The sequence below is a fragment of the Shewanella scandinavica genome, assembly GCF_031932065.1.
Classification (GTDB): domain Bacteria; phylum Pseudomonadota; class Gammaproteobacteria; order Enterobacterales; family Shewanellaceae; genus Shewanella; species Shewanella baltica.
In genome coordinates this window covers 1-16,031 of the sequence record NZ_JAUOES010000046.1, presented here as the reverse complement: position 1 = coordinate 16,031, position 16,031 = coordinate 1, and the positions used below count along the sequence as shown (strand labels likewise).

13 protein-coding genes and 2 pseudogenes are annotated in these 16,031 nt (G+C 46.7%); all 15 read right to left on the bottom strand.

Going from position 1 to position 16,031, the window contains the following annotated elements:
* Positions 1 to 1,637: 1,637 nt before the first annotated feature.
* The gene (locus Q4Q50_RS21825; protein ID WP_049770357.1) at positions 1,638 to 3,506 is read right to left on the bottom strand and encodes a methyl-accepting chemotaxis protein; all 1,869 of its coding nucleotides are present in this window, start codon (positions 3,504 to 3,506) and stop codon (positions 1,638 to 1,640) included.
* 113 nt (positions 3,507 to 3,619) lie between these two features.
* A complete protein-coding gene (locus Q4Q50_RS21820) occupies positions 3,620 to 4,708 on the bottom strand; it encodes a porin (protein WP_041411181.1) in 1,089 nt (362 codons plus the stop codon).
* Positions 4,709 to 4,848: 140 nt separating this feature from the next.
* Complete coding sequence (locus Q4Q50_RS21815; RefSeq protein ID WP_311901111.1) at positions 4,849 to 5,829, bottom strand: formate dehydrogenase subunit gamma; 981 nt, start codon at positions 5,827 to 5,829, stop codon at positions 4,849 to 4,851.
* A 91-nt stretch (positions 5,830 to 5,920) separates the two neighbouring features.
* Complete coding sequence (locus Q4Q50_RS21810) at positions 5,921 to 6,520, bottom strand: TorD/DmsD family molecular chaperone (protein WP_012089440.1); 600 nt, start codon at positions 6,518 to 6,520, stop codon at positions 5,921 to 5,923.
* Complete coding sequence (locus tag Q4Q50_RS21805; protein ID WP_012089441.1) at positions 6,520 to 7,065, bottom strand: 4Fe-4S dicluster domain-containing protein; 546 nt, start codon at positions 7,063 to 7,065, stop codon at positions 6,520 to 6,522. The genes Q4Q50_RS21810 and Q4Q50_RS21805 overlap by 1 nt, the downstream gene beginning before the upstream one ends.
* Positions 7,066 to 7,075: 10 nt before the next feature.
* On the bottom strand, positions 7,076 to 9,289 hold the full coding sequence (locus Q4Q50_RS21800) for a molybdopterin-dependent oxidoreductase (RefSeq protein ID WP_311901109.1): 2,214 nt from the start codon (positions 9,287 to 9,289) through the stop codon (positions 7,076 to 7,078).
* 111 nt (positions 9,290 to 9,400) lie between these two features.
* On the bottom strand, positions 9,401 to 10,597 hold the full coding sequence (locus Q4Q50_RS21795; RefSeq protein ID WP_371824888.1) for a disulfide bond formation protein DsbB: 1,197 nt from the start codon (positions 10,595 to 10,597) through the stop codon (positions 9,401 to 9,403).
* A gap of 450 nt (positions 10,598 to 11,047) precedes the next feature.
* On the bottom strand, positions 11,048 to 12,010 hold the full coding sequence (locus Q4Q50_RS21790; RefSeq protein WP_012089444.1) for a LysR substrate-binding domain-containing protein: 963 nt from the start codon (positions 12,008 to 12,010) through the stop codon (positions 11,048 to 11,050).
* A gap of 466 nt (positions 12,011 to 12,476) precedes the next feature.
* A pseudogene (locus Q4Q50_RS21785) lies at positions 12,477 to 12,614 on the bottom strand (IS3 family transposase); the annotation flags it as partial.
* 163 nt (positions 12,615 to 12,777) lie between these two features.
* Positions 12,778 to 13,137 carry a hypothetical protein gene (locus tag Q4Q50_RS21780; protein ID WP_311901107.1) on the bottom strand — a complete coding sequence of 120 codons (360 nt, stop codon included), beginning with the start codon at positions 13,135 to 13,137 and terminating at the stop codon, positions 12,778 to 12,780.
* Positions 13,127 to 13,342 (bottom strand): helix-turn-helix transcriptional regulator, encoded by a 216-nt coding sequence (locus Q4Q50_RS21775; protein ID WP_006082023.1) that lies wholly within the window; start codon positions 13,340 to 13,342, stop codon positions 13,127 to 13,129. The genes Q4Q50_RS21780 and Q4Q50_RS21775 overlap by 11 nt, the downstream gene beginning before the upstream one ends.
* Before the next feature lie 72 nt (positions 13,343 to 13,414).
* Positions 13,415 to 14,683 (bottom strand): tyrosine-type recombinase/integrase, encoded by a 1,269-nt coding sequence (locus Q4Q50_RS21770; protein WP_311901105.1) that lies wholly within the window; start codon positions 14,681 to 14,683, stop codon positions 13,415 to 13,417.
* Positions 14,684 to 14,908, bottom strand: a complete 225-nt coding sequence (locus tag Q4Q50_RS21765; protein ID WP_311901103.1) for a hypothetical protein — start codon at positions 14,906 to 14,908, stop codon at positions 14,684 to 14,686. It abuts the gene before it with no gap.
* Positions 14,898 to 15,581: a replication protein P gene (locus Q4Q50_RS21760; protein WP_311901101.1), complete on the bottom strand. Its 684-nt coding sequence runs from the start codon at positions 15,579 to 15,581 to the stop codon at positions 14,898 to 14,900. The genes Q4Q50_RS21765 and Q4Q50_RS21760 overlap by 11 nt, the downstream gene beginning before the upstream one ends.
* A pseudogene (locus tag Q4Q50_RS21755) lies at positions 15,578 to 16,031 on the bottom strand (helix-turn-helix domain-containing protein); the annotation flags it as partial. The pseudogene Q4Q50_RS21755 and the gene Q4Q50_RS21760, both read right to left, overlap by 4 nt.

Below are 16,031 nucleotides of genomic sequence, written 5' to 3'. Positions count from 1 at the left end.
CTCCCAACTTTTTGAGGCTATCTAGGGATTATCTAGGCCGCATCGAAAAACGGTTGAACCATATTGGTGCAACACACTGAACAACACCCATCAAATAGAAACATATAAATAACAATTCAGATTAAGGCAGCATGAGCCTAAAAACGCGTTCAATCACCCAAAAACAGTGTGTCGATCATCCCAGTTTGCCTACTTTTCATAACCAAAAACGGCGAGCGGATAACGCCTTCGCAGGATGAGGCCGCGACCGAAACAGTGAGCCGAATAGAAGGATCCATTTAGGCGCCATCAATTCACCCAGAACTACCAAAAAACTCACCTTTTGCCCTCCCCTTTACGCCCTTGAAGCGTTAACACAGAAGCAACAAAAGCGAGCCGTTGCATCCTCCTCTAGGGTTGATGCAACGACTCGCCTGTAGCCTTACTGCTGCATGGGTTTGAGTGCTCCCAACTTTTTGAGGCTATCTAGGGATTATCTAGGCCGCATCGAAGTACTGTTGAACTCGAATGGCGTAATCCCCCTATCGCCATATAACATATAAGCAACAACTACAACTAGGAAAACGTGCGGTATTCTCACTCGTCATCGTCGCATAACACGCCTATATCCGCCCTAACATTACTGACTTCACCCACAGACATGATGTAAATGCCTGAACGACTAATACATCTGCAGGTATTAAGCAGCTAACGAACGGAAGCATGCACCTTAATGCTTGGTATCAGCCCTATCCATCCCCTTATCCCAACAAGCAATTAGCCAGCGTGAGATCAGCGGACACAGCTGCAGGTAAACACGGCAGGATCATAGAACCAGCGGAACAACATGCTTAGGTACCCACCATCATCGACCACCGGCATTAGCGCATTACTGCCCACGGCTCATTATGTGTATTGGGATTGGTTAAAGCTGACGACAGGGCATGAAGCGTAATGTTATCGAGTGACACGTTTGAAGGTGAAAATAGTGGTCTAAGAACAGGTCGAACTGAACACACGATTGAACTGGATTAGTGACTTAACCTGTCAATATTCAAATCACGATGCAATTAGATCCGACAGGTTGCTTTAGCTCACTTCTGCCCGTGCTACGTAAGTCGTATGGAGCGCTGTTCACCACGATAAGAGTGAACCATCTGTATCACCAGATGACCCTATGGCTCTGAATAAAGTAGCAAGTCACACAATGTAACGAAGTCCAGCAGATGCTGGGCAGGAGCAGAATCGTGAAAGGACGTTCCTCCTGACAACCGCAAGTGCGCCTTAGTGGAGGCTTGAGCCGTATGCAATGAAAGTTGCACGTACGGTCCTTAGGAGGGCGGCACCTGGTAACAGGTGTCGCCTATCCGACCAAAATCACTTAAAGCGATTCCTCATTACACCTTGCTAACTCATTGCTTGCACGAATTTTTGTAATAAATCAAAAGTGTCTTACATCTTAACCGTCCGATGGGATTAGACCTGAACAACTTGTGATGCAGCAGCGAAAGAGAAAATGTCGGTGCAGTATATTTACTCATGATAGACGCAGTTGGTGATCATAATGGCTTTAGGTAGCAAGATTACATGCGATTAATTGTCATTTAGTGCACACTGTTTTCTGAGGTTACTGCAATAATCTTACGGCTATTCAGTGCTTAGGTTAATTTGAACTGATTAACGATAAGCGTAAGTTGTTGGTTGGCTGCTGCCAAATTTAATGTTTCATTAGCGGTACTCTCACCGTTGACCGATAACTCATTAGCCATTTCACAAATGGCAGACATGTTGCGAGTGATCTCATTGGAAACCGAGCTTTGCTCCTCTGCAGCAGTGGCTATTTGCGCATTGAGATCATTAATACGATCGACAGAGCTGCCAATGGTATCAAGATCGCTCGCCACTTTTTTGGTGGTGTCGGCAGTTTTAAGGCAGGTATTTTTAGTGATATCCATCGACGAGATGGCGGTTTTTGAGGTTTCTGTTAGTGTATAGAGCGTCACCTCGATTTCAGCGGTACTGGATTGGGTTCGTGCCGCTAATGCTCTTACCTCGTCGGCCACCACGGCAAAGCCACGACCTTGTTCACCTGCTCGGGCAGCCTCGATGGCGGCATTGAGTGCTAATAGGTTAGTTTGATCGGCTATCTCGCCAATGACTTTTAGCACTTGAGTAATATTGACAGTATCTCTATCTATTTGCGCAATGCTGGCAGAGGTGTTTTCCACTTCTCTCACCAATTTGGCAACGGTATCCGTGGCGTCGGCGACAACCGATTTTGACGCTAATGTTTGCTGCTTGGTGATCTGAGTGAACGAGGCGGTTTCTGCACCGTTGCGCGCTACATCGTTTGCCGTCGCACTCATCTCCTCAATGGCGGCAACAATCTGTTCGGTTTCGGTGGCGTGAGCTGTCAGTATTACACTATTAGCGTCGGTTTCAGCTTTAAGACGCTCAACACTATTGGCGATATGAGTGGACGATTGCAACACTTCTAGCATCATACGTTGCAGCTGCTCAATAAAGAGATTAATCCCCTTAGAGATCTGGCCTAAATCATCATCTGTTCTAACCTCTAAGCGTCGAGTGAGATCGCCATTGCCGTGCGACAATTCACTCACCATCTGTTTTAGTGATAGAATCGGTCGGTAGAGGATAGAGAGCACGCCCAGCAAGGTAGCAATCGCTAAGGCGAGCATTATTCCCGATGAGAGTAGAGCACTATAAAGTGCTTTGTCCACAGCGGCATAGGCCACCGATTTGTCGAGCCCAACAAACAGATACCACTTTTTGCCGTTGACGAGTTTAATCGCTTTAGAGAAGGCTAATGTATCTTGGCCATCTATGCTGTATTCCTGCATCACCTCATCATTGGACAATAGTTTTTGTTCTACTTGTCCCAAGCCAAAGTCAGAAAATCGCGTGCCAGTCACTAGCTTACTTGATTCTGATGCCAGTACTTTACCTGTTTGGTCTGTGATCAATGTGACTGCGCCAAGGTAGTCAACAGCCTTGACGGTTTCACTCAGGTAGGTGAGTTCAATATCGCCAAGCACAACGCCGTTGCCGAGGTTCTTTAAGATGGAGATAACATCGTGCCCAGTGCCATCATCGACATAGATGTCGGTAATATCAAGGTTGTGAGATGATTTGCCTTGTCGATACCATGGACGAACGCGTGGGTCGTATTTTTCTGGTATTGCTTTACCATTTCTCCACTTGGCATTGGTCTCCGTTGAGTAAGCACTACCGTCATCAAAGCCAAAGTAGATACGAGCGACACCGCCTACGTCGGTAGCCATTCTGGCCGCATTGACATAATTGTCCCGATACGTGCCAGCCTGATAGTGCAAAGCCAGAGCATCGATGGCATCGGCTTTCTCTTTAAACCAGTTTTCAATATTACTGGACTCATATTTTACCACATCGGTGAGTTTCTCGTTGGCGCTGTCAATGGTGTTTTGCTTTATTTCCATATAAGACAACCAGTTGGAAACCAACAAACAGAGGGTGACCAAAGCCACCATCGACGCGATGAGCGATTTTCTAAATCCTATCAATTTGAACTCTCCACAACGTGGTGTGAAATAAAGAGGCTGGGAAGCAGCCTCTTTGGATGGCTTAGCGATTGAGGGCTAAATTAGCCTTGCCAAGTCAGGTTGAAGTCATATCTAAAGCCGATAGTTACTGCTTGGTCATCGTTGCCGTTCTCCAAGCTTTTATCCAGGTACTCAAGGTGCACACGCACATTGCTGAGAGGATTCCACTCTAGTGTGGTGTTAAAGCCATCGTAGTCAGCAGAGCCATTACCCTTGATGCCATCTTTAAACTGAAAATACCCTAGTTTGATTTTGTACTCATCGTTGAGTGGATAGGCCAACGCCGTATCTAAAGTGCTGCCACTGCGGTCGGCATTGGTGAGTGACTGGTCGAAATTATATTGCTTGTCTTGGTAGCTAACGGCGACATAGAGACCGTTGTTAAAGGTATAAGCCGCTACACCGCCCAATGTTTGGTTATCACCGCCGACTTTACCGTCAATTAGGGTGTCTTGGGTGACATAACCTAAACCTAAATGCAGGGCGCCAGTGTCGTAGCCCAAACCAAGGTTAATCATATCGGCATTACTGTCGCCTTGGTTACCATCAACTTGCACACCTGCCATAAAGGTTAAGCCATTGCTGACCAATTGGTAGGTGACAAAGTTATCGACAAAAAATGGACTTTCGTGATCATAGGCATATGGGCTGTTGCCGTGGTTAAAGATATCCACGTACTCGGCCACTAAGGTGTATTGCGCTGGGCGCTGTTTACCTATACCGACTTGGCCGTAAGGTGAAGCAATAGCGGCATAAGCTTGACGGGCTTTGCCAAAGTTACCTGAATTGGCAATATCAACATTCCATTCACCTTGAGCAATGGCTTGCCAGCCATCGGCAAATTCTGTGCTGGCTTTAATGCCGATACGAGACAGTGCATCCCTAACGTCCCATGTTTGTTCATCACCTTCATCAAGGTAGCTTAAGGTTGGGCGAATCGAGCCGTACAGGCTGACTTGGCTGTTTTTAAACTGTGACGGTGCCGTGTTTTGCTCTAATTGTGCAATGCGTTGATTGAGCGCTTCCACCTGTGTCGATAACGCATCGGCCTCGGCCGCATAGGCCTGTGAGGCGCTTAAACCCATGGCAATAATCAGGGCTGTTTTACGTGAAATATGACATGTTTTCATTGGTGTAAACCTTACTTTTACGGTTTTTGGCATGTGCATAGCCCCCAAGCTCTATTTAAAAGAGTCGGCAAATGGCTTTCACATACGCGTAATTGAAGATGAAGAAGCTGAGCGCCAGCGCACTCAGCCTAGGTTTGGTTTTACACTTTCCCTGCTTTTTTCAGGTCGTTAAACCAAAGGTTATGATGTTGTTTGGCCCAGTTTTCATCGCAATAGCCAGAGGTCATGTTAGACATGCCGCCCTCTGACATCACTGTTGCCATAAAGATATGTACCACAGAGAATGCACTGATGATGATGGTTGAGCCTATGTGCAATAGCAGCATCAAGTTGGCGGTATTTTTAGTGACCTCAAATGTAGCGGGGAACATCATGGTTAGCCCTGAGACCACCATTACACCGCCAAATATGGCAAACACCCAGAACCACAGCTTTTCGCCCGCATTGGCAAAACCTGCATCAGGGTGCTGTTTTTTGCCCATGTTGATATAACCACCCAAGACAGCAAACCATTTAAGATCATAACTTGCTGGGAACTGCTTAGGTGCCCACATAATGATCATCAGCAGATAACCTAGGATAAATGGCCACGCCATAAGCTCATGCAAGCCACTCGATAATCCGGCCAAGGCCGACCAAGCACCTGCGTTCATACCAGGCTCAAAGTAGAGACGACCGCCGCCCAATACCAAACCCGTTAACATAAGCAAAATGCAGGGGATGGCTCCTAGCCAGTGCACACTGACACTTAAACCTGACCAACGTTTAATTAACTTGCCTGAAAACCCATGATCCAGTTTTGACACGCCGTTAATAATCACAAAAGCGATGAAGACAATAGTCACACCAAATAGGCTCGCAAAGAGTAAAAACGCGATGCTATCGGTGGCGCCCAAATAAGCCAGGATTGACTCATCGGCCTGCTCAGGGACTGATGCGGGCATCAGCAGTTCGGGTTGTGTTGGCATGCCACGGATCTCAGGAATGTCACCGGCAATCGCATGTTCTTCAATTGTTTGCCACTGCTGCGGCTGCAGCGTAGCGACCTCGTCAGCCAATGCATAACTGGATGCAAATAGGCTGAGTACAATAAGGCTGAACCATCTTATTGCTTTACTCATTAATAACTCCTTGCGACACGCAGTGGCCGCGTATTGGGTCTAACCACGGTTGATAATGACACCATGGTTAGACGACTCATCGGTATACCCGTTAATGCTTAACGGTTTGATGTTGTTCATTGATAAAGTGCAGTAACTCTTTGGCGAACTCGCGCCAGAATGCTTGAGTGGCATGTTGGATAATTCCCTCGCAAAATGGGGTTATCCAACGACCTAGGTGCATTGCAAGAAATTCATCTGCAAGTTCGTTCAGTGTCAACACATACTCATGTTTATCGAGCGTATGTTGCTCAAAAGCCATGGCATGCAAGCAGTACAGGAATTCGAGTTCATTACCAATGAAATCGGCTGGCTCATTAAAACTATCGTCGATAATGAGGCCAATTTGTTGGTAAAACTCTGCAACCCGAACTGTTTCTTCGGTAAAAATTTGATGGTTACCGCTCAGATACACTGACTCGTAGGGGGCGACTAATAACTTATATGGCCCGATACACATGCGGTTAAAGTCGAACTCTAATTCGGATGCATCACTGCTAAACTTCATCGCCTCATTCAGTAATGGGCTTTCTGGACGTGCTTGCTGCAGATAGGTTATTAACCCCACGAGCGCATGAGTGTCAGAAGGAGCAAACATCATTGATTTAAAGGCATGATAAGCCATTGCTATCGGGCCATATTGGATTGTCATTATGCGCGTTCCTTAATGATCACTAGGTTAGGCTTGGTAATACAGTCACTATAGCCAATGCCTTCTTTACTCGCAGATGGACGTTTGAGTGTCTCTTGCAGATTACCAACATCAAGACACTCCACAGGGCAACCACTGACGCAAGCTGGTTTCATGCCGCGATCGAGTAGCTCGACACACATATTACACTTGTCGGCTTTACCATCGTCTTCACGAATGCTGACCGCATCATATGGGCAGGCGCTGGCGCAAAGGCCACATCCTGTACATTTCTCTCGATCTAGTACCACAATGCCGTCATCACGAACATGGTAGGCTTTGGCTGGGCAGACCATTAGGCATGCTGGGTTTTCACAGTGCATACACGCATGGGACAACCACACATCGATAGCGCCGTCAGCGCGCTTAACTTCATAGCGATCAACTTTACGAAAACGATGGTTTTCGGGCAATTCATTGTGGATTTGGCAGGCTACGGTACACGCTCCACAGCCGACACAGTTCTCTTGTCTGAATACAAAGCCCAATTTCTTATTTAATGACATCAGTTACTCCTTAGGCTTTGGTGAGTGCGACACGGGTAGAATGATATGCAGAGCAGCCGCCCATATCGGTCAGGGTGTCAGTGGTCAGGTTATTGGTACAGCTTGCTTTACCTTGAGGGTCCATGCGGCGCCAGTTATTTTTAGGTGCCATCACGGTACCGCGAACGACTTGGGTCGATACCTGAGCAATAAAAAAGGCTTCGCCTCGTTGGTTATTGAGTCTGACTCTGTCGTTATTATTAATCCCTAACTCTGCCGCATCTTCAGTGTTAATCTTGGCAAAATACGCTGGGAAGTTACGAATATACTTCACGTTATAGAAGGCGCTGTTTGCGCGTTGCGGAATCGCAGGTGACAGTAAACGGAATGGCAAGTTTTTCTCTTCAGGGAGCATCTCATCTTCAGGTAATCCGAAGTCAATAACTGGGTGGAAACCAGCCTCTTTCATCATCTCTGAATAGAACTCAATCTTGCCACTGTCTGTCTTATATTTGCCATCGCCGAAGTAAGGCCGTTGATCATAGACGGTGACAAATTTGTCGCGAATGATCTGCTCATAAGTAATGTTGTTGTGTCTAAAGGCAGGCTCTTCGGTGTCAAGGAAGTCACGTAGTATCTGCTCGTAATCAACGCGCATCTCGGGGAATCGGTCGAGTCCCATATGGGCACCTAACTCTTTAAAGAAGATCCAGTTATCTTTAGATTCACCTAACGGCTCAATAACTTTTTCAGAGGTTTGCATATGGTAACAGTTGTAGTCTGTGCCCATGTCTGGGAACTCAAACTGGGTGGTGGAAGGCACAATGATATCAGCTAATTCAGCAGTATCTGTCATCAAGAAGTCATGGACAACCAAGAACAGATCATCGCGCATGGCGCCACGGCGGCAGGCATTTGAATCGGGTGCAACCGAGACAAAGTTACCATTGTAGTTAATGACCGCCTTAATCGGTTTGATCGGTTTCCCATAGGCTATAGGGTTTTCAGGATCGAGCGCTTTGGCAATTTCTGTCATGTTCACATGGCCCACTGTATCTGGGTTAGGGTGAATATGGTCGGCACGACCTTTACTGTAGTTTAAACTGTCATCTGCTTGGGTGTTGTCGTAAATAAAGCCATTACCAATCTTTCCATATTGGCCTGCAACAGCGTGCATCATTGCGATGGCCCGTGACATACGAGCACCGTTGAAGTTACGTTGCATACCGTAGCCTAAGCGCAATACAGAAAGCTCTGATTCACCATAGACTTTAGCAAACTCAAACATCTTGGCTGTTGGTACACCAGTGACACGCTCAATCTCTTCATAGCTCATCTCATTGAGGCGTATAAGCAGTTGCTCGTAACCCAAGGTGTTTGCCTTGATAAACTCGAGATCGGCCAAGTCGTGCTCAATCAGATACTTCATGATGCCTGAAGCCAAATGGGTATCGGTACTGGGTCTAGGTTGCAACCAGATATCTGCTTGTGAGGCGATAGGTGTGCGAATAGGGTTAACTACTAACAGTTTGGCACCTTTGTCGCGCGCTTGGTTAATGAACTTGATGCCATGCACATTGGTGGCGGTTTCATTTTGCCCCCAAGAAATATAGCAGTTGGTATAGATATTGTCGTAGGGATCGGGTCCTTGGTAGGTACCAGTAACCGACTTTAAGCCCTCATAAGCGGCGAATACACAAACCTTTCGGTCAAGCTTGCGTGCACCAATAGCATTAAAGAAACGGCTTGGTCCGCCGTATTTACCGATAACCCCCTCATGACCTGAGTAGCTATAGGGCAAAATTGAATCGGCTCCGTGGTCTTTAATGATCTGCTGCAGTCGGCTAGCAATTTTGGCATAGGCTTCATCCCAAGAGATACGGCGCCATTTGCCTTCGCCTTTTTTGCCCGCGCGTTCCATGGGGTGGAGAATACGATCCGCCGCATAGGTGTATTGTACGTAGGCGTGGCCTTTAACGCAGGGAGATGTGCCCATCTTCTTCATCTCTGAAGCTCCCTCTACATAGGTCATACGGCCATTTTGCACCGTAAACTTGAGCAGACAGCGGTCAGCGCAGTTACGTTGGCAAGTGTGGTACTTTATCTCCCCTTCTCGTTTTGCTAATAGTCCCGTATTAGCTCCCGGTTCTTTAGCATTTGCAATACCGGGGGTTAACCCTGACAGAGAGGACAGCACAGCGCTTGCTGCAGCTCCCTGCAAAAACGTGCGTCTATCGATTTTCATCGTCATCACCCACTATGTTTTGAACCTTAGGTTCATTTTGATTATTGGTTTTGTGCCTTTTATATTGCCGGGTAGCCGGCGTGCCCCGAGAAAAGCCCGGGGCGAAATTACTTACATCACATAGGTTTGTAGTAGGTTTTGCCCATTGATCTGGCTGATGGTCAACAGCTTGCCATCCTGTACTAATAGTCCTTGCGGATTGGTTGTGCCTGCAAGTTTGGCCATAGGTGCTACTTCACCAGTGAGCAGATTGAGTTTTAATACCTCGCTACCGTCGTTGTTGAGGAGCCATGCTTGTTCACCTTGAACGCTGATACCTGTTACCTGTGGTAATGCAGGGAGTCCTTGCAGATTAGATTCGGCAGAGAGCGTCATATCTGTGCGGTCAAAGCGTGATAACACTAAGTGTTCGTTGAGCGCATCGCGGGTCGTCACAGTGACAAATTGTTCGAGTGTGCTGCTGTAACCCAATGCCAAGCTGTAACTGGTTTTAGCGCGTACCGTGCTGAACTGGCCGCGAGCGATTTCGCCTATACCATCGCTGCTTTGGTTAAAACGGCGATAGTTCATTTCCCAGTTTTGTGTAGGATCTAAGGTTAATTCAACCCATGCTTTATTGAATCCCATCACCAGCAAGCTGTTAGTTGAAGTAAAGGCAACCCCATGAAGCGTTTCAATATGCAGCATATACATGCCATCAATTTGCGCCTTGCTGAGGATTTGCATTTGCTTATCGAGGATATAGACCCAATTATCGGTCGTCGTCAGGGCATAAATTCCTGCTTCAGCCTGATAGTCAATGGCAGTCACGCGTCCGCTTATCTCCGATGGCAGCACTTGTTCTGCGACTAACTTAACTCTAGGTGCATCAGAAAATTGTGCTTCGGTTGGTTGCCAAGATTCAATCTCTGGATTATCAATAGCGTAAGCACCGCGGGCATTAGGTGCATAAGTTGGCCAGTGGTCGAGTTCCCAACTCATGTATTGAGGGTTAAAAGAGACTCGACCAGGGCTATCTTGACCTACGAAGGGAAGAGGACCTGTTTGTGTAAAGGCTTGGACAATATTGCCACTGATCACGACCAGGAATATCCAACAGGCAACCTTAGGGAGCGTATCGAGTGGTTGCTTGCCGTAGCCGTTATTCGGGAACTTATTGCCAAGTGTAAGCATGAGTAATGCCACCACAATAAGGACAGTGACAAATACGAATAACGCCCAAGTATAGGTATGAGCTCCCATGATTTTCAGTGAGAAACCTTGACCAATATCGCTACCTAAATTGATAGATGTATGAACTGAGGCCATAAAAGCCCCATATATTCCAAGCCAAACTAGCGCTGCGATATATTTGGGTTTTAGGCCAAAGCGAACGATATAGAGAGCCGTTAGCGCTACTAAAATCATGGCTGTTCGTTCTTGCCAGCAAAATGCGCAAGGGTTATCTAAATAAATAAATCCGAAAATAAAACAAGCAATACCAACGGGTAATGCCATGATAATAATAGAAGCAAATGAAGCTAGCTTATTAAATAAATGCTCTTTCATGGTAGCCCTTTAGTAATTGCCGATAGGAAGTAAAATGCCCCAGGACATCATTATCCAAATGAAGAAACTTAAACCAATGCAACCAAATAATAATTTGTCTGCGAGCGACTCTTTTTCTGGTTTTTTTAACACCAGATAAGCAGCAAAGGCCGCGATACAAAAAAGTGTGAACTCCATTAACTACCTCTTTATTGACGTGTGACATATCTCTTAACTAGCTGAAGCTAATCGCCATTCTCTCTCTAATCCGTAAATTAGTTTTGATTTAACCCAATTGAATGCAGGGGAGTTATTTATGTTCCCATAGAGAATATAATTTCCAACTGCTCTTTGTTCGCTACGAATTTCCTTAATATCTTTAATCATTTCATCAGTTAATCTTCGATAAAGTACTGTTGGGATCATATCAACAAATCGACGAGTGAATTGGTTACAACTTAGCGTGATGCTGTTTGATTGCGCCAGGATTTGCATGGCTGTTGCAACACTGTCTGTATACCCCGCAATATCCATTTGCAATCCTTTGTCACGACATAGATTGACTAGTAATGGACAACTGAGATCGTTATAGTTATCGATCTCTAATAACGGATAATGTGATAATTGCTCCAATGACATCTCACCCTCTAATATTGGGTGATTATGATTAGCCAAAATGTAGATATCTCCGGTTTCCGAGAAGATTTCGTTGTTAAGTCTGATGTCATCAAAACCTTCATAAACAACAACAAAATCGATATCACCTGTAATTAGTTCATTGTTACAGTCGTGACTTAAGCTACGGACATCAAATCTAAGATTTGGCGCTTCTGGTTGAATATAATTAGCGATCACGGTGTGAACTGCATAAACAAATTCATCATAAGCACGTATTACAAAATGACCACTAGATTCACTAGGAGTAAAAACAGAATGTTGACGTTCCAGCAATTGATATTGTTCAACCAGATATTTGGCATGTGGAATGATTTCTTCTAACTTTGTGGTTGGAATTAATCCATTAGACTTTCGAATAAACAATGAATCATTAAATATATCTCTAAGTATGTTTAACGTACGAGTGACGTTACAGTTTGATAAGCCAAGCTCCGTGGCAGCAATGTTGCCTTGCCCATTCTTATAAATTGAAAGTAAAACTCTAAGCTGAAGGTAATTAAGACTATTTATATTCACTTTAGTAAACTCTTAGCTTTATTTATGTGTTATATATTGCTCCTTTTAATGCTTATTGCCTAGGTTGTTATTTGATTGTTTTATAGTTAACATTTAGAACTATGAGGTTGCACATATTTTTCAATGATTGAAATATTCTTTTTTCCGATTGTGAAATTGAAATTTTATGATTTTTATTGATAATATGTGAACAGCGTCAAATATAACGCTGAAATATAATTCAATTTAATTTTTTGTGATGTATGTACTTGTGCTAGATATATCCACTCGTTTTAAGAGCGGATATCAGCGATTAGTTATCACAGGGAAACCTAAAAAAGTTGCGATTATTGTCTGTATTTGGGAGGTGTGATGTTAAATGCTGTCTTGAAAGATGGGGGCAAGAACTATGCAATATTTGGATTATCGGCGGCGTTGTTGAACAATCAGTGAATTAATCGGTGTCACCATGATCAGATTGTACTGGTCAACCCAAACTAGGCACTTTTAGTTGAGAATTTTCAAACTCTACCGGTGACAGACCATCATTAGCAAAATGAAGTTGCTCCAAGTTGTGATATTTCATGTAAGCCGCCACATCTTGCTTCATAAACTCCCTTGTTGGTTAAGCAACTTAAATGGCCAAGGTTATTCCCATTGCAATGAAAAGTGAAACCGGCATATTTACCGAGATAACGGGCCGAACCTTTGATAAAATCCAATCAACGGGTTAGCAGTCTTGGTGGACAACCGTCTAACCCGCCAGCCCTCGTAAGAGGGCGTTCTTTCTAACCCATCCTATCTAGCAGTGCCATTTCGGCTTTTCTTAGCCAGAAGATGTAAGACTTTTTACTGTCAAATCCCATTAAGGCCCACTGCTCTTTGCACAGGTAATGGGCGCGAATGGCACGTTTGCAGTTAATGGATAACTGCTCAACGAGCTGGTCAAAATGGGCGACGTGGGCAGGCACGTTGAGTTCGTGCTTTAAGTTGCCGCCGCCCAGTGCTTCGCCTAAGCGGTCGCAGGCGCTGCGGTTCGAAAACCCCTTGCCCAATTCTTGGTACACCCAATAACGGCCCCAGCGATACAGCCCTAACCGCAACGCCTTAATGTTCATCCTCTGCTCGGGTTCATCGCTAAAGCCCATTGGCCACCTCATTTATCTTCTCAATCGAAAGCTTAAACACATCAAGGCATATCGATGTCACATCGTCATAGGGCGCAGTAGTACGGCCATTTTCCCAACGTTGATAAGTGTTGCGGCTAATGCCGTAAATCTCAGCCACTTCGTCTTGGGTCATGCCCCGTAAACGGCGCCCTACTTTCAATACATCCGCGGCGCGATTAGCCATAAATCCTCCTGCGTGAAGTCCATAACCCACTCGTTTTATTTGTGATTGTTTTTGTGATTGTCATTGTTAGCGTCATAACCACCCCACTAACATTGGCTCGTCTGGCTCACTCGGCTCAGTGGTCGATTGGCGCATAATCTCAGGCGCCACATCATCAAAACCTAGCGTGATTAAGTGTGCATGGTAGGCATCCAACGCCATCAACATGCCCTTATCTAAGGTGCTGTTGACGTAAGTGCGCAGTAATAATGGCAAGGTGTGATTCAAAATCCGCTCACCCACCATGGTATCTACGCCCATATCGGCAATAATGGTGCGGCACAGTTTGCGCAGCGCATGCGAGGTAAACGCCTTAAACCGAATCGTTTCACTCCAATACTGCGCAGTGCGAATGCTCACCGGCCCTACTTCGCCTGGGAACAAAAACGCCCGCTTGCCCACATGCGTGTATTGCCACTGGGCATAATGGGTAATGAGCTTCTTGGCTGTCGGCGTCATAGGTAAGCGGTGCTCTTGGCGGTTCTTGGCATTCTCGGCGGGAATAAACCAGTAATCGCCGGCAAAGTGGTCCCAACGTGCTAAACGGGTTTCCCCTATGCGGGTACCGAACATCAGCATCAACACAAACAACATAGCCACCGGTCTTGCTGCATTTCGCAATGCGCTGAATAATGGGCCCACGTCCGACTCGCTTAATTGCGTGCCCACCAAAGGCGGCATCTTCAAACTCATTTGCACCCGATACCCCGCCAAGCTATTGCTGTCTAACACCCGTAAATCGGCCGCAACCGATAGCGCTCGTTTCAACACCTTTACCGCGGCTTTGATGTAATTAGCCGAATAGCCTTGCGCCAACATGGGTTTGATTAAATAACTGTCCACCGCAATAAAGTTCAGCTCATTGAGCGGTAACTCACCAAAGCAGCCGCTGAGATGTTTACTCACTAACGATTTACAGTTACTGCGCCAGCTGTTGCTTAAGGTGCGGTTGCATTCCACATGGGTGACAAACCACGCCAGCAATTGCGCGACGGTCGCAAACTCGTTGCTGATTACCACTTGGCCCATACTGCGTTTGGCGAGCAAACTGGGTAACTCGGTTAAAAAGGTCTTCAAGCACATCACTGGCCACACGCCCTGCTTTTGCCACACGGTTTTGCCCGCTTCGTTCATCACTAAATACACCGAGGCTTGGCGTCTATCGGTCGAGGCCCGTAACCGCACCGCCGGAAACTGCGTGTCCCGAAAGTCTCGCGTTATCCCTGCCCGCAACCAACGGCGCAACACCGCATCGTTTAACTTGCCTTGCTCTACGCCTGTTGCTGTCACAATCTGCGCCATCTAGCCCTCCAACCGATATTCAAAGGTGTGATGGGTACCCGAGCGTATGCGCTTTACCCGCTGATTCATCGGCATATCCCGAAACCGCGCACTTAAGGCTGTCTCGCTGTCGTGAACCCCAAAACGGTTAAAGCTCTCTTGCTGGATTTCAAACAGGGTCCAAAACCGTTTGCCTGTGATGATGCGCATTAAGCGTTCGCGCTGGGTCAGAGGTTTACTCGCCATCGTTTGCCCCCTTAAGCCCAAAGTTTGCACGTAAATTGGCAATAATTGATTTCGCCTTTGCCGCCTCAGTGGGCCGCGTCACTGTTTCTGGTAGTGCTTTAGGCAACTCAATATCAGTCAACTCGCCACGGCTAAAGCGTCTGCATAACACTGTGTAATTGCGCTCAAAGGTCATCAACACGTCCTTTTCGAGCCCGGTCGCAAACATCCAACTGCCCGTTTCACGCACCGCTAAGCGCACCACATCATGGCTCCACGTATGCTTACCAGGGTGATGGTAATGGCGGGTTGCCTCCTTAAACGCCGCCTCTAACTTCGGCAGCCCTAAATCACAGGCTGTCGGTTGGCACCACAGCGCAAACTGGCGCGGTGTCGGCCAAAACTGCCTATCGCCCTGCTCGCGTCTAGCGCGATTCAGCCCCGCTTGCACTTGTTCGCGACTCGCAATCCCCTGCGCGGCCAAGGTCTTAAGCCACTCGGCTTTGTGGGTCGCTTCGTCCTCAGGCCGTGGCGCACTCACCGGGAACAACACCCGCAACTTGCTAAACACGCTGTCCACAATCGCCATGTCCATCGCCGTGGGCTCAGGTTGGCTAACACGCCCTTGCCCAACCAGCGGCTGGCGAATCAAGGTTTGCAGTGATTTCATGCTCGCATTTTGGTTGGCAGTCATATCAAGGGGTCCTCTGGGTCATACACCGCGTAGCTCCAATCCACTTGTCCAACGGCGGCCATCGGTCTTGGCAACGGCGTTAGCCAATGGCGTTCGCGGATAAACTTGGTAATACCGAGCACAAACTGGCCGTTGGCGCTAAAGCCCCAACTCGTATCCAGCGCCGCAGCTTCCTTCAACCAGCTCACCGCCAACACACAATCGGCGTCGGTCAGCTTTTCGGCCTTCCACGCTTTCCACGCAGCCGAATCCGAGCCGCCTTTGCGATGGGCGGGATACGCTTTGAAAAACGCATTGAAAACCGACTTAGCACTGGTTGCTGGACAAGAGTCTTTTAAAGATTCATTGATAGATTCAAGATTGATAGATTCTGGGTGAACCAGATTCACTAGGGGTGGTGAACCACGTTCACTAGCTGGTGAACCATATTCACTAGGGGGTGAATTTGCT

What these genes read in the sequence shown, in the direction of transcription:
- Q4Q50_RS21800 (WP_311901109.1), bottom strand. Translation starts at nt 9,289, where the DNA reads ATGAAAATCGATAGACGCACGTTTTTGCAGGGAGCTGCAGCAAGCGCT.
- Q4Q50_RS21760 (WP_311901101.1), bottom strand. Translation starts at nt 15,581, where the DNA reads ATGACTGCCAACCAAAATGCGAGCATGAAATCACTGCAAACCTTGATT.
- Q4Q50_RS21765 (WP_311901103.1), bottom strand. Translation starts at nt 14,908, where the DNA reads ATGGCGAGTAAACCTCTGACCCAGCGCGAACGCTTAATGCGCATCATC.
- Q4Q50_RS21770 (WP_311901105.1), bottom strand. Translation starts at nt 14,683, where the DNA reads ATGGCGCAGATTGTGACAGCAACAGGCGTAGAGCAAGGCAAGTTAAAC.
- Q4Q50_RS21810 (WP_012089440.1), bottom strand. Translation starts at nt 6,520, where the DNA reads ATGACAATCCAATATGGCCCGATAGCAATGGCTTATCATGCCTTTAAA.
- Q4Q50_RS21815 (WP_311901111.1), bottom strand. Translation starts at nt 5,829, where the DNA reads ATGAGTAAAGCAATAAGATGGTTCAGCCTTATTGTACTCAGCCTATTT.
- Q4Q50_RS21780 (WP_311901107.1), bottom strand. Translation starts at nt 13,137, where the DNA reads ATGGGCTTTAGCGATGAACCCGAGCAGAGGATGAACATTAAGGCGTTG.
- Q4Q50_RS21820 (WP_041411181.1), bottom strand. Translation starts at nt 4,708, where the DNA reads ATGAAAACATGTCATATTTCACGTAAAACAGCCCTGATTATTGCCATG.
- Q4Q50_RS21795 (WP_371824888.1), bottom strand. Translation starts at nt 10,597, where the DNA reads ATGGCCTCAGTTCATACATCTATCAATTTAGGTAGCGATATTGGTCAA.
- Q4Q50_RS21775 (WP_006082023.1), bottom strand. Translation starts at nt 13,342, where the DNA reads ATGGCTAATCGCGCCGCGGATGTATTGAAAGTAGGGCGCCGTTTACGG.
- Q4Q50_RS21825 (WP_049770357.1), bottom strand. Translation starts at nt 3,506, where the DNA reads ATGGTGGCTTTGGTCACCCTCTGTTTGTTGGTTTCCAACTGGTTGTCT.
- Q4Q50_RS21805 (WP_012089441.1), bottom strand. Translation starts at nt 7,065, where the DNA reads ATGTCATTAAATAAGAAATTGGGCTTTGTATTCAGACAAGAGAACTGT.